This window comes from Pseudomonas sp. LBUM1645, from assembly GCF_059716185.1.
Genome location: NZ_CP166811.1, coordinates 7006204 through 7032113, shown reverse-complemented (window position 1 = coordinate 7032113; position 25910 = coordinate 7006204). Strand labels below are relative to the sequence as shown.

24 protein-coding genes are annotated in these 25910 nt (G+C 59.9%); 10 read left to right on the top strand and 14 right to left on the bottom strand.

What is annotated here, in order from left to right; translation table 11 throughout:
• Nucleotides 1-73: 73 nt before the first annotated feature.
• From ACA079_RS32155 to ACA079_RS32145, 3 genes are all read right to left on the bottom strand, one after another.
• Nucleotides 74-2284 carry an autotransporter outer membrane beta-barrel domain-containing protein gene (locus ACA079_RS32155; protein WP_497702135.1) on the bottom strand — a complete coding sequence of 737 codons (2211 nt, stop codon included), beginning with the start codon at nt 2282-2284 and terminating at the stop codon, nt 74-76.
• A 220-nt stretch (nt 2285-2504) separates the two neighbouring features.
• Nucleotides 2505-3341: an amino acid ABC transporter permease gene (locus ACA079_RS32150; RefSeq protein WP_497702134.1), complete on the bottom strand. Its 837-nt coding sequence runs from the start codon at nt 3339-3341 to the stop codon at nt 2505-2507.
• Nucleotides 3338-4159, bottom strand: coding sequence for an ABC transporter substrate-binding protein (locus tag ACA079_RS32145; protein WP_033059249.1), 822 nt, complete (start codon nt 4157-4159; stop codon nt 3338-3340). The genes ACA079_RS32150 and ACA079_RS32145 overlap by 4 nt, the downstream gene beginning before the upstream one ends.
• Before the next feature lie 112 nt (nt 4160-4271).
• Here ACA079_RS32145 and ACA079_RS32140 point away from each other — a divergent pair, with 112 nt between their 5' ends.
• Nucleotides 4272-5171 carry a homocysteine S-methyltransferase family protein gene (locus tag ACA079_RS32140; protein ID WP_497702133.1) on the top strand — a complete coding sequence of 300 codons (900 nt, stop codon included), beginning with the start codon at nt 4272-4274 and terminating at the stop codon, nt 5169-5171.
• 120 nt (nt 5172-5291) lie between these two features.
• Here the strand turns inward: ACA079_RS32140 and ACA079_RS32135 are convergent, their stop codons facing one another.
• Genes ACA079_RS32135 through ACA079_RS32125 form a run of 3 tightly spaced genes read right to left on the bottom strand, consistent with a single transcriptional unit; the run spans nt 5292 to nt 7060 of the window.
• Nucleotides 5292-5963 carry a GNAT family N-acetyltransferase gene (locus ACA079_RS32135; RefSeq protein WP_497702132.1) on the bottom strand — a complete coding sequence of 224 codons (672 nt, stop codon included), beginning with the start codon at nt 5961-5963 and terminating at the stop codon, nt 5292-5294.
• Nucleotides 5964-5980: 17 nt separating this feature from the next.
• Complete coding sequence (locus ACA079_RS32130) at nt 5981-6427, bottom strand: GNAT family N-acetyltransferase (RefSeq protein ID WP_497702131.1); 447 nt, start codon at nt 6425-6427, stop codon at nt 5981-5983.
• Nucleotides 6428-6436: 9 nt separating this feature from the next.
• Nucleotides 6437-7060, bottom strand: a complete 624-nt coding sequence (locus ACA079_RS32125; RefSeq protein WP_497702130.1) for an FMN-binding negative transcriptional regulator — start codon at nt 7058-7060, stop codon at nt 6437-6439.
• A 90-nt stretch (nt 7061-7150) separates the two neighbouring features.
• Here ACA079_RS32125 and pdxR point away from each other — a divergent pair, with 90 nt between their 5' ends.
• Nucleotides 7151-8701, top strand: a complete 1551-nt coding sequence (gene pdxR / locus ACA079_RS32120) for a MocR-like pyridoxine biosynthesis transcription factor PdxR (RefSeq protein ID WP_497702129.1) — start codon at nt 7151-7153, stop codon at nt 8699-8701.
• 15 nt (nt 8702-8716) lie between these two features.
• On the opposite strand, the gene ACA079_RS32115 is transcribed toward pdxR, so the two are convergent.
• The 3 genes from ACA079_RS32115 to ACA079_RS32105 all read right to left on the bottom strand — a co-directional run bounded on the left by ACA079_RS32115 (nt 8717) and on the right by ACA079_RS32105 (nt 12117).
• Nucleotides 8717-9817, bottom strand: coding sequence for a polyamine ABC transporter substrate-binding protein (locus tag ACA079_RS32115; RefSeq protein ID WP_497702128.1), 1101 nt, complete (start codon nt 9815-9817; stop codon nt 8717-8719).
• A 12-nt stretch (nt 9818-9829) separates the two neighbouring features.
• Complete coding sequence (locus ACA079_RS32110) at nt 9830-10861, bottom strand: histone deacetylase family protein (protein WP_046053901.1); 1032 nt, start codon at nt 10859-10861, stop codon at nt 9830-9832.
• A gap of 263 nt (nt 10862-11124) precedes the next feature.
• Nucleotides 11125-12117, bottom strand: coding sequence for an AraC family transcriptional regulator (locus ACA079_RS32105; protein WP_497702127.1), 993 nt, complete (start codon nt 12115-12117; stop codon nt 11125-11127).
• Between the two features lie 147 nt (nt 12118-12264).
• On the opposite strand from ACA079_RS32105, the gene ACA079_RS32100 reads away from it, so the two are divergent.
• Nucleotides 12265-12810, top strand: coding sequence for a hypothetical protein (locus ACA079_RS32100; protein WP_497702126.1), 546 nt, complete (start codon nt 12265-12267; stop codon nt 12808-12810).
• Nucleotides 12811-12881: 71 nt separating this feature from the next.
• On the opposite strand, the gene ACA079_RS32095 is transcribed toward ACA079_RS32100, so the two are convergent.
• From ACA079_RS32095 to aspA, 3 genes are all read right to left on the bottom strand, one after another.
• Nucleotides 12882-13886: an asparaginase gene (locus tag ACA079_RS32095; RefSeq protein WP_497702125.1), complete on the bottom strand. Its 1005-nt coding sequence runs from the start codon at nt 13884-13886 to the stop codon at nt 12882-12884.
• Nucleotides 13887-13985: 99 nt separating this feature from the next.
• Nucleotides 13986-15437 (bottom strand): alanine/glycine:cation symporter family protein, encoded by a 1452-nt coding sequence (locus ACA079_RS32090; RefSeq protein ID WP_497702124.1) that lies wholly within the window; start codon nt 15435-15437, stop codon nt 13986-13988.
• Nucleotides 15438-15937: 500 nt separating this feature from the next.
• Complete coding sequence (aspA, locus tag ACA079_RS32085; protein WP_010465341.1) at nt 15938-17362, bottom strand: aspartate ammonia-lyase; 1425 nt, start codon at nt 17360-17362, stop codon at nt 15938-15940.
• Between the two features lie 180 nt (nt 17363-17542).
• On the opposite strand from aspA, the gene ACA079_RS32080 reads away from it, so the two are divergent.
• The 5 genes from ACA079_RS32080 (at nt 17543) to ACA079_RS32060 (ending at nt 21344) form a co-directional block, all read left to right on the top strand.
• Entirely contained in the window at nt 17543-18451 is a 909-nt protein-coding gene (locus ACA079_RS32080) for a LysR substrate-binding domain-containing protein (RefSeq protein WP_497702123.1), read from the top strand.
• 330 nt (nt 18452-18781) lie between these two features.
• Nucleotides 18782-19273, top strand: a complete 492-nt coding sequence (gene purE, locus ACA079_RS32075) for a 5-(carboxyamino)imidazole ribonucleotide mutase (RefSeq protein WP_462003315.1) — start codon at nt 18782-18784, stop codon at nt 19271-19273.
• Between the two features lie 11 nt (nt 19274-19284).
• Nucleotides 19285-20367 carry a 5-(carboxyamino)imidazole ribonucleotide synthase gene (locus tag ACA079_RS32070; RefSeq protein ID WP_033059270.1) on the top strand — a complete coding sequence of 361 codons (1083 nt, stop codon included), beginning with the start codon at nt 19285-19287 and terminating at the stop codon, nt 20365-20367.
• A gap of 106 nt (nt 20368-20473) precedes the next feature.
• Nucleotides 20474-20719, top strand: a complete 246-nt coding sequence (locus ACA079_RS32065) for a GlsB/YeaQ/YmgE family stress response membrane protein (RefSeq protein WP_033059272.1) — start codon at nt 20474-20476, stop codon at nt 20717-20719.
• 88 nt (nt 20720-20807) lie between these two features.
• Nucleotides 20808-21344: a DUF3299 domain-containing protein gene (locus ACA079_RS32060; protein WP_497702122.1), complete on the top strand. Its 537-nt coding sequence runs from the start codon at nt 20808-20810 to the stop codon at nt 21342-21344.
• Between the two features lie 115 nt (nt 21345-21459).
• Here ACA079_RS32060 and ACA079_RS32055 read toward each other — a convergent pair whose 3' ends face one another.
• Nucleotides 21460-22359: a D-hexose-6-phosphate mutarotase gene (locus ACA079_RS32055; protein WP_497702121.1), complete on the bottom strand. Its 900-nt coding sequence runs from the start codon at nt 22357-22359 to the stop codon at nt 21460-21462.
• 57 nt (nt 22360-22416) lie between these two features.
• The gene (locus ACA079_RS32050; protein WP_003177184.1) at nt 22417-22821 is read right to left on the bottom strand and encodes an acyl-CoA thioesterase; all 405 of its coding nucleotides are present in this window, start codon (nt 22819-22821) and stop codon (nt 22417-22419) included.
• A 363-nt stretch (nt 22822-23184) separates the two neighbouring features.
• On the opposite strand from ACA079_RS32050, the gene ACA079_RS32045 reads away from it, so the two are divergent.
• Both ACA079_RS32045 and ACA079_RS32040 read left to right on the top strand, forming a co-directional pair.
• Entirely contained in the window at nt 23185-24483 is a 1299-nt protein-coding gene (locus tag ACA079_RS32045; protein WP_415758583.1) for an MFS transporter, read from the top strand.
• Between the two features lie 240 nt (nt 24484-24723).
• On the top strand, nt 24724-25725 hold the full coding sequence (locus ACA079_RS32040; protein WP_497702120.1) for a phosphate ABC transporter substrate-binding protein PstS family protein: 1002 nt from the start codon (nt 24724-24726) through the stop codon (nt 25723-25725).
• Nucleotides 25726-25910 lie beyond the last annotated feature (185 nt).

Genomic DNA, 25910 nt, shown 5'->3' with positions numbered 1-25910 from the left:
CAGCCTCGATATACCGCTTTAAACCTCGGGGGGGCATGTGCTCCCCTTTTTTTTCGCCCCGGGTTTGTGGCTGTTAGAAACTCATTCGCCACTGACCCGTCACGCCGTGGTTTCGGCTGTCGGTGCCGATCTCGCCAGTGAGACCGACGCCCAGGGTGTGTTTTGCTGACAATCCAAGGTCCAGCCCTGCATCGACCAGCAGACTGTCACGATCCAGCGGCGCACCGGAAACGGTGAAGTTTTTTCCGCCCGTCACCAATCGTTGGCGGGTATCGCTGTAGACGTCCCCGTAAGTGTGTTTCCAGCCGGCGCTGAACCGTGGCGTCAGTTGCATACCGTTATCCAGAGTGTTGAGCCTCGCCAGTCTCAAGCCGAATGTGCTGTTCATGTTGGTCTGGGTTTGACCGTGTACCTTCAGTGCCGCTGCGCCACCTTTTTCCGTGTAAGTGTCGCGCTGATAGCGTTGGTAGCCCAGGCTGGCAAACGGTTCGATGCTGACGTTCGCCCGGCCCAGGTTGTAACCCAATTCCGCAAAGGCCTGCTGGGTGTTGGCATCGTAACGGCCTTCGGGACGGTCGCTGAAACCTTTGAAGGCAACCCGGCGTTTAGTGCTGCCGTCGTGGTTGCTATAGGTCGCACCCAGGCGCAGGGACATTGGTCCGTTTTGACGTAGGGCATAAGCTCCCAAATGCCAGCTGTCGAGATCGCCGTCGAGTCCGCGGCTGTCCAGGCGCGTTTCGGATTTGCCGCTCATCACCCCGATGCGCCATTCCTCATCGATGCCCCAATCCGCTCCCAGTACCAGGCCGTGGGTTGTGTGTTTCAGAGCATCGTAGTCACGATCCAGCGTCCCACCGTGACCCAATGCTTGAAGCCAGACTCGGCCATTGTCTTCGCTGCCGGCGGCCAGGCGTGGTGCATTGCGCTTGGTGGAATGGCTGTAGCTACTGGCGCTGTCCAGCTGACGCATGGCCGAGAGCATGGTTGCGCTCACCGGACTGTCACTGCTCAGGGTCGCCTTGGCGAGGTTGGCGTTCTGGCTGCCGTCCAACTGATCGATGGCCAGGGAGGCTGTTTCGGTGGTGGAGGCGAGCAGGGCGGTGACGGCGGCGTTGGCGGTCGCGGCTTTTGGGGTGTCCACACTGCGGGCCAGGGCCTGCGCGCTGGCAGAGGTGGCAAGCGTCTCGAGCGGCACGTCGTTGCGCGTATAGGCCAGGGCCACTTGAGTGTCACTGTAGGAAACCTTCGGCGTCATGAACGCCAGATTGTTGCTGACTCGCCCGAACTCACCTTCAATCTTTCCGGCATTCAACACGGTGTGGACGGTGCTTTGGGCGTAGTTACCGGGGATACCAACAACATTCAAACCTGCGTTACCTAGTGTGGCCGTACCCTCGACCGAAAGCGCTGAAGCGCCTTCAGTGGCCGACACGATGTAGTCGACAGCTGCGTCTTGGGATAACTCCAGGTTGCCCCTAATGATGGGGGCGCTATCTTTTCTGACAAGCAGCCTGCCGGCCACGTACAAATTTCCAACGTCGCCCTTACCGCCAAAGACTGCATTTTGGTCGACATAGGCATCACCCGTTATCGAGCCGTTGTTCAATAGAGCGGCTCCGGCCTTGACCTCGGCGGTGCCGTTGAAGTCATGGCTTAGCGTCCAAAGGCCTCGGGCGACGCGTACACCTTCAAAGTTATTTGTTTCACCAATCTCACCGCCTTCGGTGGCGTTCAGCAGCAAGCCGTTTTTTCCTTCCCCCCCGTCTATACGGCCGTCCCATCGGGTGCCATTGTTGATCACGAGCAGGTCGTCGGCCTCACCCAGCTGCAAGGAAACACCATCGATGTTTTCGAGAGGTTTTGAAAGGATTGTGTGTTGAGTGGTGTAGGCATTCTGGAAGTCGTCGAAAGGGTTCTCTTGGGCTGCAACGACTACCTCTTCTGTCGCGGAGGGTTCGGGGAACACAAGGGCTTCGTAAAAAGTATCGTCGAACTCGATCGCAGCGCTGACAGATTTTGTCGCTGCCTGCAGAGTTGTCTGATCTTCGCTCGGTGGGGCCGCTGGTCGGGCTGTAAGTTCAAGTGGGCCGATGGGCTCGATGTCTTCAAACTGATCGCCGGTGGGGGCAACAGGGGTGGCGGTTTTTTTTCGGGTTTTGGTGGGCTTCGCGTTGGAGTCGGCCTGAGCTGTCAGTTGTTCGGCCATGGAGGTTTCTGCACAACCGATTGCAATCGCAATGGCCAGGACAAGGTGTTTCGGTCGGTATTTGTGTAGAGCGGGCATCGAGTACGGCCTCTTTTGAAAGGAGGCCAACTCTAAGAGAGAGGCTATAGGTGCCGATGTCAGCTGCTTCCGGCGGGCTTGCGGGGGTTATCAGAAGATTGTGTAGAAAATTGCCAGCCTCCTGAGGAAGGTTGTTTTTACCCGTTCGGACTGACGCTTTTTCTTACAACAAATCGAGACATGGTCGGCTATCGCAACTCGGAAACTCATCTTCCGTTCGCTAACTACGGCTCAAATACGCCTTCCCATAATACCGCTCCATCCGCGCCTGAATCAGCTCCAGCCCAATCGACATCACCCAATAAATCACCGCCGCCGTCGTCAGCATCTCGATGTAGCGATAGCTCGACCGCCCATACGATTGCGCCAAAAACATAACTTCCCAAACCCCCATCACCGAGATCAGCGACGAGTCTTTGAGCATCGAGATGAATTGGTTGGTGGTCGGCGGGATGATGGTGCGCATGGCCTGGGGCAGGGTGACGCGCCAGAAGATCACGGTTTCGCGCATGCCCAGGGCCAGGGATGCTTCGCGTTGGCCGTGAGGGACGCCAAGGATGCCGGCGCGGAAGATTTCGCTGAGGTACGCGCCGTAGTTGAGCGACAGGGCGATGATGCCGGCGGCGATGGCGCCCGGGACGATGCCGAGTTGTGGCAGGCCGAGGTAGATCAGCAGGATCTGGATCAGTAGCGGTGTGCCGCGAAAGAACGAGGCATAGAAGCTCGCAATTCCGAAGGCCACGGCGCTTTTCGACAGCCGCGCCAGGGCGGTGATGAAGCCCAGCAGCGAGGAGGTCACGATCGAACACAGGCACAAAAACAACGTCAGCGCCGCGCCCTGCAAGAAGCCGTTGGGCGCCAGGTGCAGGCCGATCAGGTTCGGCAGTTTGTCGAGGATGATCGAGAACTTCAGGTCGAAGCTCAGGAAGAAGCTGGCGAACAATCCGAACATCGCTGCCCAGGTCAGGTACAGCCGCGTGCGGAAACCGAAGATCCGTTGCAATAGCGACTCAGCCACCGGTTGCGGCGGCTGGGGAGGTTTGGGGAAAGAAGTCATTTACTGATGTCGGCGCCGATCCATTTTTGCGAAAGCTTGCTCAGGGTGCCGTCCTGTTTGAGCTGAGCGAAGACGTCACGCACTTTGGCGTCCCACTGGGCGTCGCCTTTTTCAATGGCCACCGAGTTCGGCTCCGAGTACAGCGGCTCGCCGGCGAGCTTGAAGCGTTTGTCTTCGGTCAGGCGCGGTTGGGCGGTGACAAGGTTGGTGAGGATCGCATCCAGCCGCACGCCAGCGCCCAGCCCCAGGTCCTGGAACGCCACGTTGTCAGTGTCATACGGCGCGATCTGCACGTCCTCGAACGGGTACTGCAATTGAGTGTCTTCGGCGCCTTCGATCACCAGGTTCTTGTTCAGGTAGCTTTCGTAGCTGGAGGCGCTGGTGAGACCGACTTTTTTACCGCTCAGGTCCTTGGCGCTGTGGATGCTGTCATCTTTGGCGTTGACCACGATCACCGCTGGCGAGGCGTAGTACTCGACCGGGAAGTCGAAGACTTCGGCGCGGGCCTTGCTCGGGGTCATGGAGCAGATGCAGATGTCGTAGCGCCCACTCCAGCGGCCGGCCGCGATCACGTCCCAGGACGGGGTTTCGAGGCGCAGTTTGACGCCCAGTTTGTCTGCCACGGCCTTAGCCACGTCGACGTCGAAGCCGTCGAGTTGGTTCTGATCATTGAGGAACGAGAAGGGTGGATAGCTTTCCATCAACACGCCGACCAGTTCTTTCTTTTTTTCGACGCGATCCAGCGTGGCGCCGCCAAAGGCTTGGGTTGAGGCAGCCAGAATCGTCAGGCCCAGGGCCAGTAGTGGTTGGAATTTCACAGTCGATCCCTGATAAAAAAGAGGTTGTTATTAACCGGATGGTGCGTATTAAATAGTTATAATAACGACTCTGGTAGTGAGTTATTTTCATAAGCTTATGAGTGAAAAGCATATGGGCGCAGCAAGCACAGTAATTCTGGATGGCGGCATGGGTCGTGAGTTGCAGCGTCGAGGCGCGCCGTTCAGACAGCCCGAGTGGTCGGCGCTGGCCTTGAGCGAAGCGCCGCAAGCGGTAGAGGCGGTGCACACGGCTTATATCGAAAGCGGTGCGAACGTGATTACCAGCAACAGTTACGCGGTGGTGCCGTTTCACATTGGCGAAGAGCGTTTTGCAGCAGAAGGGCAGGCGCTCGCGGCGTTGGCGGGTGAGCTGGCTCGGCGCGCGGTAGAGGCTTCGGGCAAAGCGGTGCGTGTGGCCGGTTCATTGCCGCCGCTGTTTGGGTCCTATCGTCCGGACCTTTTCGATGCTGCTCGGGCGACTGAATTGTTGTCGCCGCTGGTGAAGGGGTTGGCACCTCATGTCGATCTGTGGCTGGCGGAAACCCAGAGTTCGATCGTTGAAGCGCGAGCGATCCATGCCGGACTGCCAACAGACGGCAAGCCGTTCTGGCTGTCGTTTACCCTGAAGGATGAAGACACGGACGAGGTGCCGCGCTTGCGTTCGGGTGAGCCGGTGGCTGAAGCCGCAGCAGTGGCGGCTGAGCTGGGCGTCGAGACGTTGCTGTTCAACTGCAGCCAGCCGGAAGTGATCGGTGCTGCAATTGATGCCGCGCGGGAAACCTTCGAGCGTTTGGGGGTGAAGATTCACATCGGCGCGTACGCCAATGCCTTCCCGCCGCAACCGAAAGAGGCCACGGCCAATGACGGTCTGGACCCGTTGCGTGAAGACCTTGATCCGCCGGGTTACTTGCAGTGGGCGGCCGATTGGAAAGAACGCGGCGCCAGTCATTTGGGTGGGTGCTGCGGGATCGGGCCGGAGCATATTGCGGTGCTTGCCCAGAAATTAGCGTGAAGCCAATCGCGAGCAAGCTCGCTCCCACAGGGATTTTCGGTGAACGCAATATTGGGGATCGCCGCATATCAATTGTGGGAGCGAGCTTGCTCGCGATGGCGCCCGTTCGGGCGCCGAAGATTACCCGCGGCACTCCGCCAACGTTTTCACCTGCCCCGAATCCGTCTGGTTCTCATCGGATAGCCACCGCTCAAACCCCGCCCCGATCGCTGGCCATTCCGAATCCAGAATCGAGTACCAGGCCGTATCCCGGTTCTGACCCTTGACCACCATGTGTTGGCGAAACACGCCTTCAAAACTGAACCCCAGACGCTCGGCCGCGTATTTGGAGCGGGCGTTGCCGTTGTTGCACTTCCACTCCAGACGGCGATAACCCAGCGCAAAGGATTCCTTGGCCAGCAAATAAACCGCTTCGGTGCTTTTCGGCGAGCGCTGCATCGGCGCGCCAAACGTCACGTGGCCGATCTCGATCCGACCTTGTGAAGGAACAATCGACATCAAACTGAGGATGCCTTGCACATCGCCGCTGACCCGGTCGATCACGCTGAAGAAGTACGGGTCGCTATTGGCCGCATGATTGTTCAGCCAATCGTTGAACGCGCTACGCTCCGGGAAAGGCCCGTATGGCAAATAGTCCCAGAGTTTCGGGTCGGCACCCGGTCCTTGCAGAGCCTCCCACAAACCGTCGGCGTGACGCGTCGGGTCGAGTTTTTCCAGGCGGATGAAACGCCCTTCGATGGTTTGAACCGACGGTGCCGGGACGCCTTTCCAGTCGGCGAGTGAAGTCGACATGCTGTTCTCCTTGAACCTTAAATGGCTTTGCGAAACTGGATGAAACCGGGGCGTTCGGCGATGCGCTCATAGAGCTGGATCGCGGTGGCATTGGTTTCGTGGGTCAGCCAGTGGACCTTGCAGCAACCGTCCTCTTTGGCTGTCGCGTAAACGAATTCGATCAACTGTCGGCCGACGCCAGTGCCGCGGGTTTCAGGCGTTACCAACAGGTCTTGCAGGTAGCAGGAGTTTTCGATGCTCCAGTTCGATCGATGGTAGATGAAATGCACCATGCCCACCGCTTTGCCATCGGCCCAGGCCAGCGCGGCATGGGTCGGTTCGCTCGGGTCGAGCATGCGCTGCCATGTGGTTTGGGTGACGGCCTCAGGCAGTTCGGTGTTGTAGAAACGCAGGTACGCCTGCCACAAGGGCAACCAGGCGGCGTGGTCGTCGGCGGTGACCTGGCGGATGTCGATCTGACTCATGTTCGTTCCTTAACGCATCAAGTGGGCGAGGGCTTGGTCGTGCGCGTCAGGGCTGGCAGCAAGCCCCTCGCGCACACCGCTGATGTCTGCAGCGCTACGGTTCTGGCTGAGCTTGCGTTTGCCTTCGAGGCGCTGGATCGGCAAGGCAAAACCGACGATGGCCTTGAGCATCCCGTCAATGTAGTCGGCGGGGGCATCGGCGACTTTCCATGGACTGGCGCGACCCGCTTCATGGCGATCAGTCAACGCGCTGACCAGAGTGCGCAGGCGATCGGCGTCGGTGAACACTTCGGCCGTGCCGTAGGCGTGCACGGCGACGTAGTTCCAGGTCGGCACCACTTTGCCGTGTTCGGCTTTGCTCGGGTAAAACCCCGGGCTGACGTAAGCGTCGGCACCGGCAAAAATCACCAGGGCTTCGGCGCCGTTCTGCAGTTCCTTCCATTGCGGATTGGCCTTGGCGAAGTGTCCATAAAGGGTGCCATTCGGGCCCTGGTCTGAACTCAACAGCAGCGGCAAATGGCTGGCCTGCAGACCTTGTTCCCCGTGTGTGACCAACACAGCGAGGCGGGTGCCGAGTATCTGCTGGTGCAGTTCATGCAAATCATCTATGGCAAAGCTGCTTGGCGTGTACATGGAGATTTTCCTTGGCGAATGCCTGCATCCTAGGCAGGCTATTGGTCTGTTGTAAGAGCCATTAACGACCAATTTCATAGGTCCATTGCCATGACCAGCGAGCCACTGTCCTTGTCATTCAACCCGGCCGGTATCGAACTCGATCGACGTCAGGGTTTGAGCCGTCAGCTCTATCAAGCCTTGCGGGTGCGAGTGCTCGACGGTCGGCTGGCCGGTGGTACGCGATTACCGGCCAGTCGCGATCTGGCGGCGGCGTTGTCGATCTCCCGAAACAGCGTGGTCCGGGCCTACGATCAGCTCTACGCCGAGGGCTTTATTGAAGGACGTGTGGGTGACGGGACGTATGTCGCGCAATTGCCTCAATCAGCGTTGCCGGTGAAAAAACTATCCACAAAAGTATCCACAGGGTTGTCAACAGGGTTACCCACAGCCTTATCCACAAATTGGCTGGATTTACCTGTGGTTTCATCCAGCAAAGTTATCCACAGCGGCGCATTGGGGCGGGTTGAAAGGAATCATTTGGCCCTGCCTCCCGTCGGTCCACCCCGCGCATTTCGCGTGGGCGTTCCGGCTTTCGATCTGTTCCCTTTCGAGGTCTGGGCCAAGCTGAATGCGGCTTTCTGGCGTAAACCGGATCTCCAGCAACTGTGTTATGGCGATCCAGCGGGCGATGCGCGATTACGCGGCCTGATTGCCGCGTATTTGCGCAGCTCCCGGGGGATGCAGTGCACGGCTGAGCAAATAGTGATCACCAGTGGCGCACAGCAGGGGATTAGCCTTTGTGCACAGCTGCTGGTAGAGCCGGGCGATGGCGTGGCGATCGAGAATCCGGGGTATCGGGCGGCGGGTCATGCGTTTGCCGTGGCCGGTGCGCGATTGCACGGGGTGGCGGTGGACAGCGAGGGCATCGACTGCACCGAATTGAATGGGCTTAACGATTGTCGATTGGCCTATGTCACGCCGTCGCATCAATACCCGACCGGGGTGGTGATGAGTCTGGCGCGGCGGCTGGAGTTGTTGGCCTGGGCCGAGCGAACCGAGGGTTGGATCGTCGAGGATGATTACGACGGCGAGTATCGTTACAGCGGCGCGCCACTGGCACCGCTGGCTGCGCTTGATCGTCACGGGCGGGTGCTCTACGTCGGCACCTTCGGCAAAGTGGCTTTCCCGGCATTGCGCCTGGGCTATCTGGTGCTGCCTCCGGCATTGGTAGACGCTTTCGCCCAGCGTCGCGCGGTCGATGTTCGGCATTCCGAGGTGAGCACCCAGGCTGTCATGGCCGAGTTCATGGCGGCCGGGCATTTCCAACGGCACATCCGCCGCATGCGCCGCGCCGCGTTGAGTCGCCGTAATACGCTTCTGGCCAACTGGCCCTCGGACATTCCCGGGGTTGGCAGCTTGCCGAGCGTGGCGGCAGGGCTGCACCTGACGGTGGCGGTCGATACTGAGGTCCGCGAACGCGAACTGATCGAAGCCGCCGCCAGCGTCGATGTCGAGATCAATGGCCTGAGCAGTTATTGGCTACCGGATTCGAAAAACACTGTGGATCAACGCGCCGGGCTGGTGCTGGGCTTTGCGGCGGTGCCCGAGGCGGCGATCATCGCAGCGCTCGGGCGGTTGCAAAAGGCTTGGCGTCCCTGAGGTCAAGGACAGGTTTCAGGTCCCGGACTTGATCTTGGTCCAGGCCCGGGTCCGCGCCCGTTCGGCATCGCGGGGCAGCGGTTGCAGGGTGTAGAGCGTGCTCATCGCCGTTTCGGTCGGGTACAGGTTCGGGTTGTTGCGGATCGCCGGGTCGACCATTTCCGTGGCGTCCTTGTTCGGGTTCGGGTAACCGACGAAGTCGCTGACTGGTGCAATCACCTGCGGCTGCAACAAGTAGTTGATGAAGGTGTAGGCGTCTTCCGGGTTCTTCGCGCCTTTCGGGATGGAGAGCATGTCGAACCAGATTGGCGCGCCTTCTTTCGGCAGGCGCATGTCGACGATCACGCCGTTCTTGGCTTCCTTGGCGCGGTTCGCTGCCTGGGAGAAGCTGCCGGAGTAACCGACCGCGACGCAGATGTCACCGTTGGCGATGTCGGCCATGTATTTCGAAGAATGGAAGTAGGTGACGTACGGACGGATTTTCATCAACAGCGCTTCAGCCTTTTCGTAGTCCGCCGGCTTCTTGCTGTTGGGGTCCAGACCGAGGTGTTGCAGGGCCAGCGGCAGGATCTCCGACGGCGAGTCGAGCAGGGCCACGCCGCACTGCTTGAGCTTGCTGATGTTCTCTTCCTTGAAGATCAGGTCCCAGCTGTCCACCGGTGCGTTGGCGCCTAATGCTGCCTTGATCTTGTCCGGGTTGAAGCCGATCAGGATGGTGCCGTACATGTACGGCACGGCAAATTTGTTGCCCGGGTCGTTGGCTTCGATCAGCTTCATCAGCTTGGGATCGAGGTGGTTCCAGTTCGGCAATTTGCTGCGATCCAGAGGCTGGAAAACGCCGGCCTCAATCTGCTTGGCAAGGAACACGTTGGACGGTACGACCACGTCATAGCCGGAGTTACCGGTGAGCAGCTTGGCCTCGAGGGCTTCGTTGGTGTCGAAGATGTCGTAGACCAGTTTGGTCTGGGTGTTCTGGGCCTTGAAGTCTTCCAGCGCTTTGGGGGTGATGTAGTCGAACCAGTTGTAGACGCGCAACGTTCGCTCTTCAGCATGAGCTGCACCACTGAGCACCGTGGCGCACAGGGCGGGGGCGATAAAACGCTTGAGACTTTTCATTGTTCTAATTCCTCATTGGGCGCTTTCAAAACCTTCAAGAACGTTCACGGCATTGATGCCGATTTCTTCTACCGCGTAGCCACCTTCCATCACGAACAGCGTCGGCTTGCCGAGGCCGGCGATGCGCGCGCCCATGGCCAGGTAATCCGGGCTGTCGAGCTTGAACTGGGAGATCGGATCGTCCTTGAACGTATCGACGCCCAGGGATACGACGACGATATCGGCGCCGTACTTTTCGATCTCTTTACAGGCTTGTTCCAGCGCGGCGCTCCAACTGTCCCAGCCGCTGCCGGCCGGCAAAGGGTAGTTGAAGTTAAAGCCTTCGCCGGCCCCTTCACCCAGCTCATCTTCATAGCCGAGGAAGAACGGGAACTCGGCTTCCGGATGACCATGGATCGAGGTGAACAGCACGTCGCTGCGCTCATAGAAAATCGATTGAGTGCCGTTGCCGTGGTGGTAGTCGACGTCGAGGATCGCGACCTTTTTGTGGCCCTGATCGAGGAACGCCTGCGCGGCGATGGCGGCGTTGTTGAGGTAGCAATAACCGCCCATTAAATCGCTGGCGGCGTGGTGTCCCGGTGGACGGCACAAGGCGAAGGCACTGCGGGCGCCGCGTTGAATGACGGCTTGAGCGGTCAACGCGACTTGCGCCGCGCTGTACGCTGCTTGCCAAGTGCCGGCGGTAATCGGTGCGCCACCGTCGAAGCTGTAATAGCCGAGCTGGCCGTGCAGGCTGGTGGGCATGATCCGGCGCAGGGTGCGGGCCGGCCAGGTGTAGGGCAGCAAGTCGCCGTCGGTACCGAATTCAGTCCAGCGCGCCCAGGCACCTTTGAAGAAGTCGAGGTAGTCGCGGCTGTGGACGCGCGCGATCGGGTCGAGGCCGAAATCCTGCGGCGCTTCGACCGGACCGAGGTCGCGGTACTGCACGCGCTGCAGAACATGGTCGGCTCGCGAAGGCATTTCGAAGCAGGGCATCAGTTGCCCGTCCATCAATTCACAACGGCCGTGGTGCAGGTGATGATCGTCCGAGTAGATCGTCAGCATTTCTTGTTCTCCGCAGGCTGATTCGGTTGAACACAGTCTTGCGGCGCGCAGCGTTTGAGAGAACGGCAGGAAAGGCCAAAAGGGGATCGATATGGCCAAAAGAATTGACCGGAATTCGCCCCTCTGTGGCGAGGGAGCTTGCTCCCGCTCGGCTGCGCAGCAGTCGCAACCCGGCAAATGCTATCTGAAGGGAGGAATGCGGTGTTTGGTTTGGGTCTGCTGCGCAGACCAGCGGGAGCAAGCTCCCTCGCCACAGGGGCGGGTCACGGCCGGAACTGACTCGGTGCCACACCGCTCCAGCGCACGAACGCATGACGGAAACTCGCGGTCTCGCTGAAACCCAGCGCTTCGGCGATTTGATAGATCGGCAGTTGCTCCTCGCAGAGCATGCGTTTGGCCTGTTCGAACCGCAGTTCATCGAGCAACTCCTGATAGCTGCAACCCAGGTCCTTCAGGTGCCGACGCAAGGTGCGCGCCGAGCAATTCATCTGTTCGGCCAAACCTTCGAGGCCGGGCGCCGCATTCAACTGCGCGCTGAGTAGCTGGCGGATTCGTCCCAGCCACACCTGGCGACCCGTGAACTCGGTGTTCTGTTTGCGGCAGCGTTCGGCCATGGCTTGATGGGTGATGGCGTCGGCCAGAGGCAGGGGGTGATCCAGCCAGGCTTTGTCGAAGGCAAAGGCGTTGGACGCAGCGTCGAACTGCAAGGGGCAATCGAAACGTTCGGTGTAGCGTGCCTGATAGTCCGGTGCCGGGTATTCGAAGCGGGCGCCAAGCAGCGGCAACGGTTGGCCGAGCAGGTCTTCGCAAGTGACCTTCATCGAAACCAGGCAAAACTCGACATTGAATGGCGCCAGCGCAGGGTTTTCCCGATAGTCGCCAGCGGTGAGCCAGATGCGCTCGTTATCTTCTTCCAGGCTCAACTCGAACAGTGTTCCTAATAGCGCCGGATAGTGCAGTGCCAGCCGCAAGGCGTCACCTAAAGTGGCGCTGGTGAGTAAGGCGTACCCGAGCATGCCGTAGGACGAAACGTGCATCCGCCGGCCCAGTTCCAGGCCGATGTCACGTTTGAGCGCGACGGCGTTGGCGCAGACCTGCATCTCCTGATTGGTGGTGATGCGCGTGTCCGCCCGGCTCAAGTCCGCCGGGCTGATGCCGCTTCCAGCCAGCAAGGCTTCGCTGGGCGGGCCCTGGTCCTTGAAGGCGTTGAGAATCAGTGACACCGCGTTGAGGGTCGTGAGGTGAGAGTGCAGCATGCTCGCTTCCGTTCATGAGGTCAGCATGAGGGGAGCAAGTTGCATGCCGCTCCTGTTGGTGCCGGCTTGCCGGCGATAGCCGATTGGTGCAACCTGCCTGCCATTCACCCCTTGGGTGGTGTTGCAGACAACCATAAAGGACTAGGTATGACGTTCACTCCCTCGCGCTCCATTCTCTTTGCCTCCAGCTTGTTGCTCAGCTCGCTGTGCTTTGCCGAGGCCGAGCCGGCCAACGACAGCACCATCAAGGATTCGGCCAAGGCTGCGGTCTCTTCGGCGATTTCGGCAGGCAAAAACCTGTTGGGCGGGGTCAGTGAAGGGGTGCTCGACGGGCGCCAGTCGGCACAGGGCGTTGACGGTGCTTCGATCGTTTCCTCTCGCGAGCAAATGAAGGACCGCATCGATGTTCAGGTGCTGAAGACCGAGGCCGTTGGCGACACTTTCAATATCACCCTGGGTTTCAAGAACAGCAGCGACAACCAGCTGCGCTTGATCAACCTAAAGCAGACCGGGGCCTTGCTGGCGATCGATCAGGACGGTTATGCCAATGGGCTGACGGCCAGCCTGGACAACCCCGATCAGGTCACCATTCCGCCAAAAGCGGCCGTGCGGCAGAAATTCATTTTTGAAGGGCCGATCGAGACGTCCAGCACCGTACGAGTGTGGGGCCAGGACTATCAGGTCAAGAAGTAACCCTCACGTCCAGCCGGCTCCTGCAAAACCCCAGGAGCCGGCTGGCCGGCGATACAGGCACTCCGGTTGTATCAGCTCAGTTCGCCGCACAGGTCGAGTTCTACCAGCTGTCGAACTTCAGTAGTTTCCAGCCCTGCACCCAACAGCGCGTGCAACTTGCCGAACGCCGCCTCACGCGTCATGCCGCCACCGGAAAGTACGCCCGCGTCGCGCAACCGACTACCTGCCTCATACACATCCAGCTCAACGCCACCTTCATGGCACTGTGTAACCGCGACCACCACAACACCCTTGTCCCGCGCCCGTTCCAGGCTGGCGAGGAACTCTGGATTGTCGCTCGGTCCGGTGCCGCTGCCGTAGCACTCCAGCACCAGGCCTTGAATGCCACTGTTCAGCACACCATCAAGCTGCTCGGCGCTAATGCCGGGGAACAACGGCAGCACAGCGACTTTCGCCAATTGCTTGATCTTGCGGTAATGCAACTCCACTGGTAGCGCTGGCGCCTTCACGCCGCCACCCTGACGCTCAAGACGCTTGAACGGATGGCGACCGAAACTGCGCACCTTCGCGCAACGGGTCGGGTCCAGCAGTTCGCCGTGGAAGTACAGATGAACGCCCGGCGCAAGGCCATGACCCAGAGCAACCAGCGCGCCACTGAGGTTTTCCCAGGCATCGCTGTCGGTCACGCCGGCCGGCAGCATGGAGCCGGTGAACACCACGCGGGCTTGCAGGCCGAGCAATTGAAAACTCATGGCCGCCGCGCTGTAGGCGAGGGTGTCGGTACCATGCAGGATCAGTACGCTGTCGCAGCCCTGGACATCGACGGCGTCAACCACCGCTTCACGCAGTTGCTGCCAGTAATCAGGGGTCATGTTGGCGCTGTCGATCAGCGGCGACATCTCGCGAAAGCGCCACTGCGGCACGACAAGGTCAGGCTGGCTGTGCAGATACTCGCGCATCCGTGTTTCGAAACCGGACGCCGGGGCCAGGCCATGAGCGCTGGCTTGCATACCGATGGTGCCGCCGGTGTAGAGCACCATGACGTGCTGGGCGGCAGGGAAGGTCGAGGAATTCATGGGGGTTCTCCGAGAACGATGACAGCATGCGGTCGAGCATGACGCTGACCGCACGCTGTGTCACGCCGGGCGCAGGGGATGCGCCCGGTTTTTTACCGATCAGCGTTGCGCTGCGGGTATGCCTTGCGGCTCGGCTTCAGCCTTGATGGCGGCCGCTGGCGGATTGGCTGGCCAGGCTTTTAAGTCCAGGTCCAGGTCCGGGAATTTGCTCGAATCGAACACGGGCGTCTTGATGCCGGCCGCGCGCTGGTCATCGTAGTCACGCAGGATGCGCATGCCGACTTTGAACAGCAGGAACAGCGCGATCAGGTTCACGAATGCCAGCAGGGTCATGGTGATGTCCGCGAAGGCGAACACCGTGCCGAGGTTTTCGATAGCACCCCAGAAGATCAGCACCAGTACCAGCGCGCGGTAGCCGATCAGCGCCTTGCGGTTTTCACCGATCAGGAAACGCAGGTTGCTCTCGCCCAGGTAGTAGTTGTAGAGGATCGAGGTGAACACGAACAACGACAGGGCCACGGAGATGAAACTCCGGCCCCAGTCACCGACCACGGCGGCCAGGGAGTTCTGGGTCAGGGCAATACCGTCGCCTTCGAAGCCCGGGGTGTAGAAGCCCGAGAGCAGGATCAGCAACGCGGTGCAGGTGCAGATCACGAAGGTGTCGAGGAACACGCTGAACGCCTGAACCACACCTTGTGCCACCGGGTGCTCGACCGACGCGACCGCAGCCACGTTTGGCGCACTGCCAAGGCCTGCTTCGTTGGCGAACACGCCGCGCTTCACGCCCATGACGATGGCGCTGCCGATCAGGCCACCGAAGGCTTGATCCAGACCGAAGGCGCTTTTGACGATGGTCATCAGCATCGCCGGTACGTGATCGAATTGCAGCACGATCACGTAGATGGTCACGCCGATGTACACCAGGGTTTTCACCGGCACCAGCAGGTCAGCGACCTTGGCGATGCGCTTGATCCCACCGATGAACACTAGACCCAGCAACACCGCCAAGGCCAGTCCGGTCCAGGTGGTGTCGAGGCCGAAAGCGTTGTTCAGCGAGTGGGTCACGGCGTGGGATTGCAGACCGTTGAAGGCGAAGCCGAAGGTGATCAGCAGCAGGAACGCCATGATCATGCCCAGCCAGCGTTTCTGCAGGCCGTGCTGGATGTAATAGGACGGGCCGCCACGGTAGGTGCCGTCGGAGTCGCAGCGCTTGTAGAGCTGGCCGAGGGAACATTCGAAGAAGCTGCTGGACATGCCGACGAGCGCGGTCACCCACATCCAGAACACCGCACCCGGGCCACCCAGGGTCACGGCGATACCGACACCGGCGATGTTACCCGCACCGACGCGGCCGGCGAGGCTGAGCATCAAGGCCTGGAACGAACTGAGTTGACCGGCGCTGCTTTTCAGACTGTCGCGGAACACCGCGAACATGTGGAAGAAGTGGCGTAATTGAACGAAACGCGAGCGGATCGTGAAGTAGCTACCGAGCCCGACAATGAGCACGATCAGTACTTTCCCTGAGAGGAAGTCGTTAATGACTTCGAGCATGGATTATTCCTCGCTGTTTTTTGTGTAGGCAAATGCTGGGCGGGCCGAAACATCGCGTTACGCCGGATTGCGCGCGGCAAAACAGGCGAGGCGAAGGTTCGTCCCGATTTCATATTGCGGGTTTGTTATTAGTTCGGGTTTCGCATGGGTTTGGGCCTCGTTACCGACGACCGCTCACGCGAAGAGGGGCGGCACTATACCGATGAGCGTGCCGTCCGTCTGCACGATTGTGGTGCAAGCATCGAAACGAGGTGCTGCAAGATCAAAAGATCGCAGCCTTCGGCAGCTCCTACAGGTGTACGTCAAGTTCTGTAGGAGCTGCCGAAGGCTGCGATCTTTGCGGTATCAGGCATATTCGCATCCGCAAAAGAGTTAAAAAAAAGGGCTTGGGGAATAAATCCCCAAGCCCTCAAAAGGTGAGAGGTGTCTAGTCCCTCGACCTGGTGAGCGTGGCGCTTCGTGCTCTTCGTTAAAAGAGCAAGCGCCGGCGTTGCGTTCGGTTAAGCCTTCAGAGGCACCAGACGCGGAGCAATCATGTTTTCCGGGCGCAGGATGTCGGCGAGCATTTCGTCGTCGAGCAAGCCTTCTTCGCGCACCAGTTCCAGCACGCCGCGGCCGCTTTCGAGGGCGATACGGGCGATACGGGTGGCGTTTTCATAGCCGATGTACGGGTTCAGCGCGGTGACCAGACCGATCGAGTGCTCGACCAGTTCGCGGCAGCGCTCTTCGTTGGCGGTGATGCCGACGATGCAGTGCTCGCGCAGCATGTCCATGGCGCGTTGCAGCAGGCGGATCGAGTCGAAGATCTTGAACGCGATCAGCGGCTCCATCACGTTCAGTTGCAACTGGCCGCCTTCGGCCGCGATGGTCAGGGCCAGGTCGTTGCCGATGATCTGGAACGCCACCTGGTTAACCGCTTCCGGGATAACCGGGTTGACCTTGCCGGGCATGATCGAGCTGCCTGGCTGACGCGCTGGCAGGTTGATTTCGTTGATGCCGGTACGTGGGCCGCTGGACAGCAGGCGCAGGTCGTTGCAGATCTTCGACAGCTTGACCGCGGTGCGCTTGAGCATGCCGGAGAACAGCACGAAGGCGCCCATGTCGGAGGTGGCTTCGATCAGGTCGGCGGCTGGAACCAGCGGTTGACCGCTGATCAGCGCCAGACGCTGAACGGCCAGGTGCTGGTAACGCGGGTCGGCGTTGATGCCTGTACCGATCGCGGTGCCGCCCAGGTTCACTTCGGTCAGCAGTTCAGGTGCCAGTGTTTTCAGGCGTGCCAAGTCTTCGCTCAATGTGGTGGCGAAGGCACGGAATTCTTGACCCAGGGTCATCGGCACGGCGTCTTGCAGCTGGGTACGGCCCATCTTCAGGACATGGCTGAACTCAACACCCTTGGCAGCGAACGCCTGGATCAGGCTGTCGAGGCTGGCCAGCAGCGCGTCGTGACCCAGCAGCAGACCCAGACGGATCGCGGTCGGGTAGGCGTCGTTGGTCGACTGCGCCATGTTCACGTCGTTGTTCGGGTGCAGGTATTGGTATTCGCCCTTCTGGTGACCCATGGCCTCCAGCGCGATGTTGGCGATCACTTCGTTGGCATTCATGTTGGTTGAAGTGCCAGCGCCGCCTTGAATCATGTCCACCACGAACTCTTCGTGGAAATCGCCGCGGATCAAACGTGCACAGGCTTCGCTGATGGCAGCGTGCTTGGCTTCGCTCAGGTGACCCAGTTCGCGGTTGGCGTCAGCGGCGGCCTGTTTGACCATGGCCAGGCCGACAACCAGCTTCGGGTAATGCGAAATCGGAACGCCGGAGAGACGGAAGTTGTTCACCGCTCGCAGGGTCTGGATGCCGTAATACGCTTGAGCAGGTACTTCGAGTACGCCAAGCAGGTCTTTTTCTGTGCGGAAAGATGCAGCGGAGGACATGATAGAAATCATCTCGATATGGACCCGGTCTGTGCCGGAACACTGCAAATGCTAGGCTTGTGGAGAATTTTGGGCCAATGCTGTTAAACACTAGCCTATGCACATTCGGCATAATGCCCATGTGACGCCGTGTCTGCGGCGAGCGTGTGACCTAAATTGGTGCGTGTCCGGGAGGCCGTGATGAACCTTGAAAGTAAATGGCTGGAGGACTTTAGTGCTCTGGCCGCCACCCGCAGCTTCTCCCAGGCTGCCGAACGACGCTTCGTGACTCAGCCGGCGTTCAGTCGACGAATCCGCAGCCTTGAAGCCGCGCTGGGGCTGACCCTGGTCAATCGCTCGCGCACGCCGATCGAGCTGACGGCGGCGGGGCAGTTGTTTCTGGTCACCGCGCGGACGGTGGTCGAGCAGCTCGGTGAAGTGTTGCGTCACCTTCATCACCTGGAAGGCGGGCAGGGCGAGGTGATGCAGGTCGCCGCCGCTCACTCCCTGGCGTTGGGGTTCTTCCCACGCTGGATTGCGCAATTGCGTAATGAAGGCCTGAACATCGCGACGCGCCTGGTGGCAACCAACGTCGGTGATGCGGTGCATGCCCTGCGTGAAGGCGGTTGCGATCTGATGCTCGCGTTTTACGACCCGGATGCCGCAATGCAGATGGACCCGGAAATCTTTCCGTCGCTGCACCTTGGCGACACTGAAATGCTCCCAGTCTGCGCGGCGGACGCCGAGGGCAAGCCGCTGTTCGATCTGGAAGGCGAAGGCAGTGTGCCGCTGCTCGCTTACAGCGCCGGTGCATTTCTCGGGCGTTCGGTGAACATGTTGCTGCGCCAGCGCGCGCTGCGCTTCAGCACCATTTACGAAACCGCCATGGCCGACAGCCTTAAAAGCATGGCACTGGAAGGATTGGGCATTGCCTGGGTGCCGCGGCTCAGCGTGCGTGCCGAACTGGCTCGTGGTGAACTGGTGGTTTGCGGCGGCCCGCAATGGCATGTGCCGCTGGAGATTCGCTTGTACCGCTGCGCGCTGGTGCGCAAGGCGAACGTGCGGTTGCTGTGGCGCAAGCTCGAGGGCGGCGCCGCGCAAGGTGCTTGAGCATAACGACTAACCCTGTGGGAGCGAGCTTGCTCGCGATGGCGGACTAACATTCAACATCAATGGTGACTGTCCCGACGCCATCGCGAGCAAGCTCGCTCCCACAGGGAATTGTGTCGATCTTCCGTTGACCTTCAGGTCAATAAAACCGGCACTTTGCGTCGAATGACAGATGGTCGTATCGGGGGCTGTTTATCTGCTTCATTGAGGTATACTGCGCGGCCTTCGGCCGGTTCGTCCGGCCATAATTCGTACAATCAAGCCACGCATTTTGCGTGGCTTGTTGTTTTTTGACGCGCCTGCGGGCGCCCAGAGAGAAGAGGCACGACGATGAGTGCACTGGTTGGCGTGATCATGGGCTCCAAGTCCGATTGGTCCACCCTTAGCCACACCGCCGATATGCTGGAAAAGCTCGGCATTCCTTACGAGGTGAAAGTGGTCTCTGCCCACCGCACCCCGGACCTGCTCTTCCAGTACGCCGAAGAGGCTGAGGCGCGTGGCATCGAGGTGATCATCGCCGGTGCCGGCGGCGCGGCTCACTTGCCAGGCATGTGTGCGGCCAAGACCCACCTGCCGGTACTGGGCGTGCCGGTGCAGTCGTCGATGCTCTCGGGCGTCGATTCGCTGCTGTCTATCGTGCAGATGCCTGCGGGCATTCCGGTCGCCACCCTGGCCATCGGCAAGGCTGGCGCGATCAACGCCGCGCTGCTCTCGGCGAGCATCCTCGGTGCCAAGCACCCACAGTTCCACACGGTGCTGAAAAAATTCCGCGCTGAGCAGACAGACAGCGTCCTGGAAAATCCAGACCCACGCATCGCCTGAGGTTGTTGACGATGAAGATCGGTGTAATCGGTGGCGGCCAGTTGGGTCGCATGTTGGCGCTGGCGGGCACTCCGCTGGGCATGAACTTCGCTTTCCTGGACCCCGCGCCGGATGCTTGCGCAGCCGCGTTGGGCGAGCACCTGCGGGCCGATTACGGCGATCAGGATCACCTGCGTCAGCTGGCCGATGAAGTCGATCTGGTGACTTTCGAGTTCGAAAGCGTCCCGGCCGAAACCGTGGCTTTCCTGTCGCAATTCGTCCCGGTCTACCCGAGCGCCGAAGCCCTGCGCATCGCCCGTGATCGCTGGTTCGAGAAGAGCATGTTCAAGGACCTGGGGATTCCCACCCCGGCGTTCGCCGACATTCAATCGCAAGCCGATCTGGACGCTGCCGTGGCTTCGATCGGTCTGCCGGCCGTGCTGAAAACCCGCACCCTGGGTTACGACGGCAAGGGCCAGAAAGTCCTGCGTAAACCTGAAGATGTCGTCGGCACGTTCGCTGAACTGGGCAGCGTCGCCTGCCTGCTGGAAGGCTTCGTGCCGTTCACCGGTGAAGTCTCGTTGATCGCCGTGCGCGCTCGCGATGGCGAAACCAGGTTCTATCCGCTGGTTCATAACACCCACGACAGCGGCATCCTCAAACTGTCCGTGGCCAGCACCGACCACCCGCTGCAAGCCTTGGCGGAAGACTATTCCAGCCGTGTGCTCAAGCAACTGAATTACGTCGGCGTGATGGCGTTCGAGTTCTTTGAAGTCGACGGTGGCCTCAAGGCCAACGAGATCGCCCCGCGTGTGCATAACTCGGGTCACTGGACCACTGAAGGTGCCGAGTGCAGCCAGTTCGAAAACCACCTGCGGGCCGTTGCCGGTCTGCCGCTGGGTTCGACGGCCAAGGTCGGCGAGAGCGCGATGCTCAACTTCATCGGTAAAGTGCCGGAGACCGAGAAAGTCCTGGCGATTGCCGATTGCCATCTGCATCACTATGGCAAGGCGTTCAAGGTCGGTCGCAAGGTCGGTCACGCCAACCTGCGCTGCGCCGACAAGGCCACGCTGGAGCAGCAGATCCTCAAGGTCGAAGCGCTCATCGCCGAATAGTTTCATGTGGCAGCGGCGGAACCATTCAGGGGCCGCCGTTCTCTCATGGCAGGATGCAGAAGTCTGACTAGGCTTCTGCATAGCCATTCAATCAGAGGGAAATGCCATGGGAATTATCGGAACCATCTTTATCGGCTTGATCGTCGGCCTGCTGGCTCGGTTCCTGAAACCGGGCGACGACAGCATGGGCTGGATCATGACCATCCTGCTCGGTATCGGCGGTTCGCTGGCGGCCACTTATGGCGGCCAGGCCCTGGGCTTCTATCAGGCCGGCCAAGGCGCAGGCTTCCTTGGTGCGCTGGTTGGCGCCGTGATCTTGCTGGTGATCTACGGCTTGATCAAAAAGAACTGATTCAGGCGACAAAGCCCTCTCTGCTGCGCAGCCGGGGAGGGCTAGAATGCTCGGCGTTGCATAGTCCTATTCTTAACCGAGCACCTCCATGCGCCGTCTTTTGCTGACTTTCCTATTACTGGGTACGGGCCTTGCCCACGCCGGCGAACTGCCGGAAACCGACTGGCTCGAACTGATGCCCAAGTCGGACCAGAAAGCCCTCGAGGCCATGCCTGAAATCGACCACAACTCCCCCGAAGCCAATGGCACCTTTACCCAAAAGGGTGGCATGAAGCAGAGCAAGGGTTTGCCGGCGGTGATGTATTCGACCAAAACCGTGCCGTCGATGAACGACAAGAACATCCGCATCGGTGGTTATCCGGTGCCGCTGGAATCCGACGCCAAGGGCCACAGCACACTGTTCTTCCTCGTGCCGTATCCGGGCGCCTGCATCCACGTGCCGCCACCGCCACCAAATCAATTGGTGTTGGTGCGTTATCCGAAAGGTTTGAAGCTGAATGACATCTATACACCGCTGTGGGTGACCGGCACGCTGAAGATCGAGAAGGTCAACAACGACCTGGCTGACGCAGCGTATGCGCTGGATGCGGCGAAGGTGCGGGTGGTGAAAGAGTCAGATTTGTAGAAAATCAAAACTGTGGGAGCGAGCTTGCTCGCGATGGCGGTGTAACAGTCAACATTGATGTTGGATGTTATGGCCTCATCGCGAGCAAGCTCGCTCCCACATTGGTTTTGTGGTGTTAGAGAGATTTGCTGCCGATGCTGACGCCGAGGGTATGACTGGCACCAGGTGCCAGCGTCACCACATCATCCATCACGTTCGCCGTTTCAATGCACAGCATGCGCTGCCAGCCATCGTCGGCCATGTCGCTGAACGCCGCAGCGCGTTCAATCCACGGATTCCAGATCACCGCCGAGCGTGAACCGCTGCTGGTCAGCTCGATGCGCCGTTCCCAGGCCGGATCGACAATGCTCAGCTTCGCCGGGGTATTGAGATAGATACGATCGGTCTCGCCGACAAAACGCAGATCGCCGGTCTGAGTGACGGTTTTCCAGTCGTCCAGGGTTTCGATGTAACTCAAGCCATCCAGCCCTTCGACATGCACTTCGCGTACATCGCTGACCGCGAAATAGCTGTGCAGCGCCTGGCTGATGGTGACTTTGTCTGCGCCCCGGTTATGGCTGGTCAGGCTGATGTGCAGTTGCTCATCCAGACGAATGCTCAGCTTCAAATCCACTTGATGCGGCCAGCCTGGCAAGCCGCCTTCAGGGTAAGGGAGAATAAACTCCACCTTCAGGCTTTCGCCCTCGGTTTCAATCCCGCCCAGTTCCCAGTCCATCGCCCTGACCAGCCCGTGGGCGGTCGGCGCTTCGTTGCTGACGCGCATCGCCTGAACGCTCTGCGGGTTGCGCGGCAAGTTGCCGAACCACGGCCAGCACACCGGAACCCCGGCGCGGATGCTCTTGCCAGTCTTGAACACTGCCTCGTCGTTGAGCCAGATCAGCGGCGGTTGCCCGGCCACCTGATAACTGAGGATGTGCGCGCCCTGCTGGGCAACCAGCAGTTCGGCCTGACCGTGGCGGATGCGCCAGCAGTTCAGTTCATCCAGTTTCACGGCTTCAACGTTGGGCGTGCTCATGGGGCAACTCTCGATCAGGAACAATGACTGCAATGGACCGCAGAAAGGTCGCAGTGTTTAACGAGCTCTAGGCGGAACCGAGCGGGTGCGACCGCTGCCATCGATGGCGACGAACACGAACACGGCTTCAGTCACTTTACGCCATTCGCTGGACAGCGGATCGTCACTCCAGACTTCGACCATCATCTGAATCGAGCTGCGACCAATTTCCAGCGCCTGGGTATAGAAGGAGAGCTGAGCGCCCACCGCTACCGGAACCAGAAACGCCATGCGGTCGATCGCCACCGTGGCCACGCGACCACCTGCGACTTTGCTGGCCATTGCGGTGCCGGCCAAATCCATCTGCGACACCAGCCAACCGCCGAAAATATCGCCAAAGCCGTTGGTTTCGCGAGGGAGCGCGGTAATTTGCAGGGCAAGGTCGCCTTGCGGGATTGGATCTTCTTGTTCGAGCTCTATCATGCCGGGGGTGCCTCTGACCCGTGACTCTTCATAGGTGTAGCGGGTGAATAGCCGTCTTGGAAAAACGATTCAGCCCCGAACATACTACGTTCGTCACGTTTTTCGTAAGGCGCCTAAAGGGAAACTCTGCGAAATCGGCTGACGGGTGCCAACGACGTTTTCGCACAGCAACCCCTTACAAGCAGGTGCAGGATTGCGAGTATATCGGTCGGTAGACTCCGAGACGACCGTCCGGTTCTCGTTTCGACCGTCAATTACGCACCTCTATGTGCTTTTTCGAACAATTTGTTATCGTGCCGGACCTGCCCAAGCCTCAGCCAGCGTTGTTGGGGTTGCAGATCCGACTATAAGAGAAGCCTTGCCATGACCACAGCGCCTTCGAGCATCGCGCAGCCAACCCAGTCCGCACGTCCGCTGACTCGCAACGACTACAAGACGTTATCGCTGTCTGCCCTGGGCGGCGCGCTGGAGTTTTACGACTTCATCATTTTCGTGTTCTTCGCCACGGTGGTCGGCAAGCTGTTCTTCCCGGCCGACATGCCCGAGTGGCTGCGTTTGATGCAGACCTTCGGGATCTTTGCCGCCGGCTACCTGGCGCGGCCACTGGGCGGCATTGTCATGGCGCACTTCGGCGATCTGCTGGGACGCAAGAAGATGTTCACCCTGAGCATTTTCATGATGGCGGTGCCGACCCTGATCATGGGTTTGCTGCCGACTTATGCGCAGATCGGCATGTGGGCGCCAATCCTGCTGCTGCTGATGCGGGTGATTCAAGGCGCCGCGATTGGCGGTGAAGTGCCGGGCGCGTGGGTATTCGTTTCCGAACACGTGCCACAGCGGCACATCGGCTACGCCTGCGGCACCCTGACCTGCGGCCTGACGGCCGGTATCCTGCTGGGCTCGCTGGTCGCCACCGCGATCAACAGCATTTACACCCCGGTCGAAGTTTCGGATTACGCCTGGCGGATTCCGTTCCTGCTGGGTGGCGTGTTCGGCCTGTTCTCGGTTTACCTGCGCCGCTGGCTGCACGAGACCCCGGTGTTCGCCGAGCTGCAACTGCGCAAGGCCCTGGCAGAAGAAGTGCCGCTGCGCGCCGTGTTGCGCGACCATCGCGGGGCGATCCTGATTTCCATGCTGCTGACCTGGCTGCTGTCCGCCGGCATCATCGTGGTCATCCTGATGACCCCGACCGTGCTGCAGACTGTCTATCACTTCTCGCCGACCACCGCGTTGCAGGCCAACAGCCTGGCGATCGTGTTTCTGAGCCTGGGCTGCGTCGCCTCCGGTGCACTGGCTGACCGCTTCGGTGCGGGTCGTATCTTCGTGTTCGGCAGTGCCGCGTTGCTCATCAGCTCGTGGACTTTCTATCACAGTCTGTTCAACCACCCGGACTGGCTGTTCCCGATGTACGCCTTGACCGGCTTGCTGGTCGGCACCATCGGTGCGGTGCCGTATGTGATGGTCAAAGCCTTCCCGGCGGTGGTGCGCTTCAGTGGGCTGTCATTCTCCTACAACCTGGCCTACGCCATCTTCGGCGGCCTGACCCCGATGGTTGTCACCCTGCTGCTCAAGGAAAGCCCGATGGGGCCTGCCTATTACGTGGCGATCATCTGCGGTGTCGGGATTCTGGTGGGCGCGTACCTCTGGAAGAAGGGGCGTTAATCGACCCCTTTCGTTGACTGTACTGGCCTCATCGCGAGCAAGCTCGCTCCCACATTGGATTTGTGTTCGCCGCAGATCCCTGTGGGAGCGAGCTTGCTCGCGATGAACGATGACGCGGTATCCCTTCAAAACGCCAGATGCTGGCCTTTCATCTAATTGTCATATTTCAGCCATAGAGTGTTCACACGGCCTGCTGATACTTGGCCCCGACTTAACACACCTATCTGCTAGGAGTAAGGCATGAAACTGAAGCGTTTGATGGCGGCAATGACTTTTGTCGCTGCTGGCGTTGCGACTGCCAACGCGGTTGCCGCTGTTGACCCTGCTATCCCGAGCTACACCAAGATCACTGGTGTGTCGGGCAACCTGTCCAGCGTCGGCTCCGATACCCTGGCCAACCTCATGACCCTGTGGGCTGAGAACTACAAAAAAGAATACCCGAACGTAAACATCCAGATTCAGGCTGCCGGTTCGTCTACCGCGCCACCTGCGCTCACCGAAGGCACCGCTAACCTGGGCCCGATGAGCCGCAAGATGAAGGACACCGAGCTGCAAGCCTTCGAAACCAAATACGGCTACAAGCCAACCGCTATCCCGGTTGCCGTGGATGCCCTGGCTGTCTTCGTTCACAAAGACAACCCGATCCAGCACCTGACCATGGAACAAGTCGACGCGATCTTCTCGTCCACTCGTCTGTGCGGCGCTAAAACCGACGTGAAAACCTGGGGCGACCTGGGCGTGACCGGCGACCTGGCCAACAAGCCGGTTCAACTGTTCGGTCGTAACTCGGTATCCGGCACCTACGGCTACTTCAAAGAAGAAGCCCTGTGCAAAGGCGACTACAAGCCAAACGTCAACGAACAACCAGGCTCGGCTTCGGTCGTGCAGTCGATCAGCTCCTCGCTGAACGGCGTCGGTTACTCGGGCATCGGCTACAAAACCGCTAGCGTGAAGACTGTGGCCCTGGCCAAGAAAGGCAGCACCGAGTTCATCGAGGACACCGAAGAAAACGCCCTGAACGGCAAATACCCGCTGTCGCGTTTCCTCTACGTTTACGTCAACAAAGCCCCGAACAAGCCTCTGGCCCCGCTGGAAGCCGAGTTCGTGAAACTGATCCTGTCCAAACAGGGTCAGGAAGTGGTTGTGAAAGATGGCTACATCCCGCTGCCAGCCAAGGTTGCTGCAAAAGCATTGGCTGACCTGGGTCTGCAGGAAGGCGGCGCTGAAGTCGCAAAAAAGTAAAACCGTAGGAGCCGAGCTTGCTCGCGATGGGGGCGCCGCGTTTCACCTTTGAAACCGTGGCGCTACCATCGCGGGCAAGCCTTGCTCCTACAAGGGCCAGGGTTACCAAGCAGGTAACCCGGCCTCCCCAAATTTTCAGTCCGCTGCCAGTTCCCACAGGCGGCGGATTTGTTGCGTCACTGCAT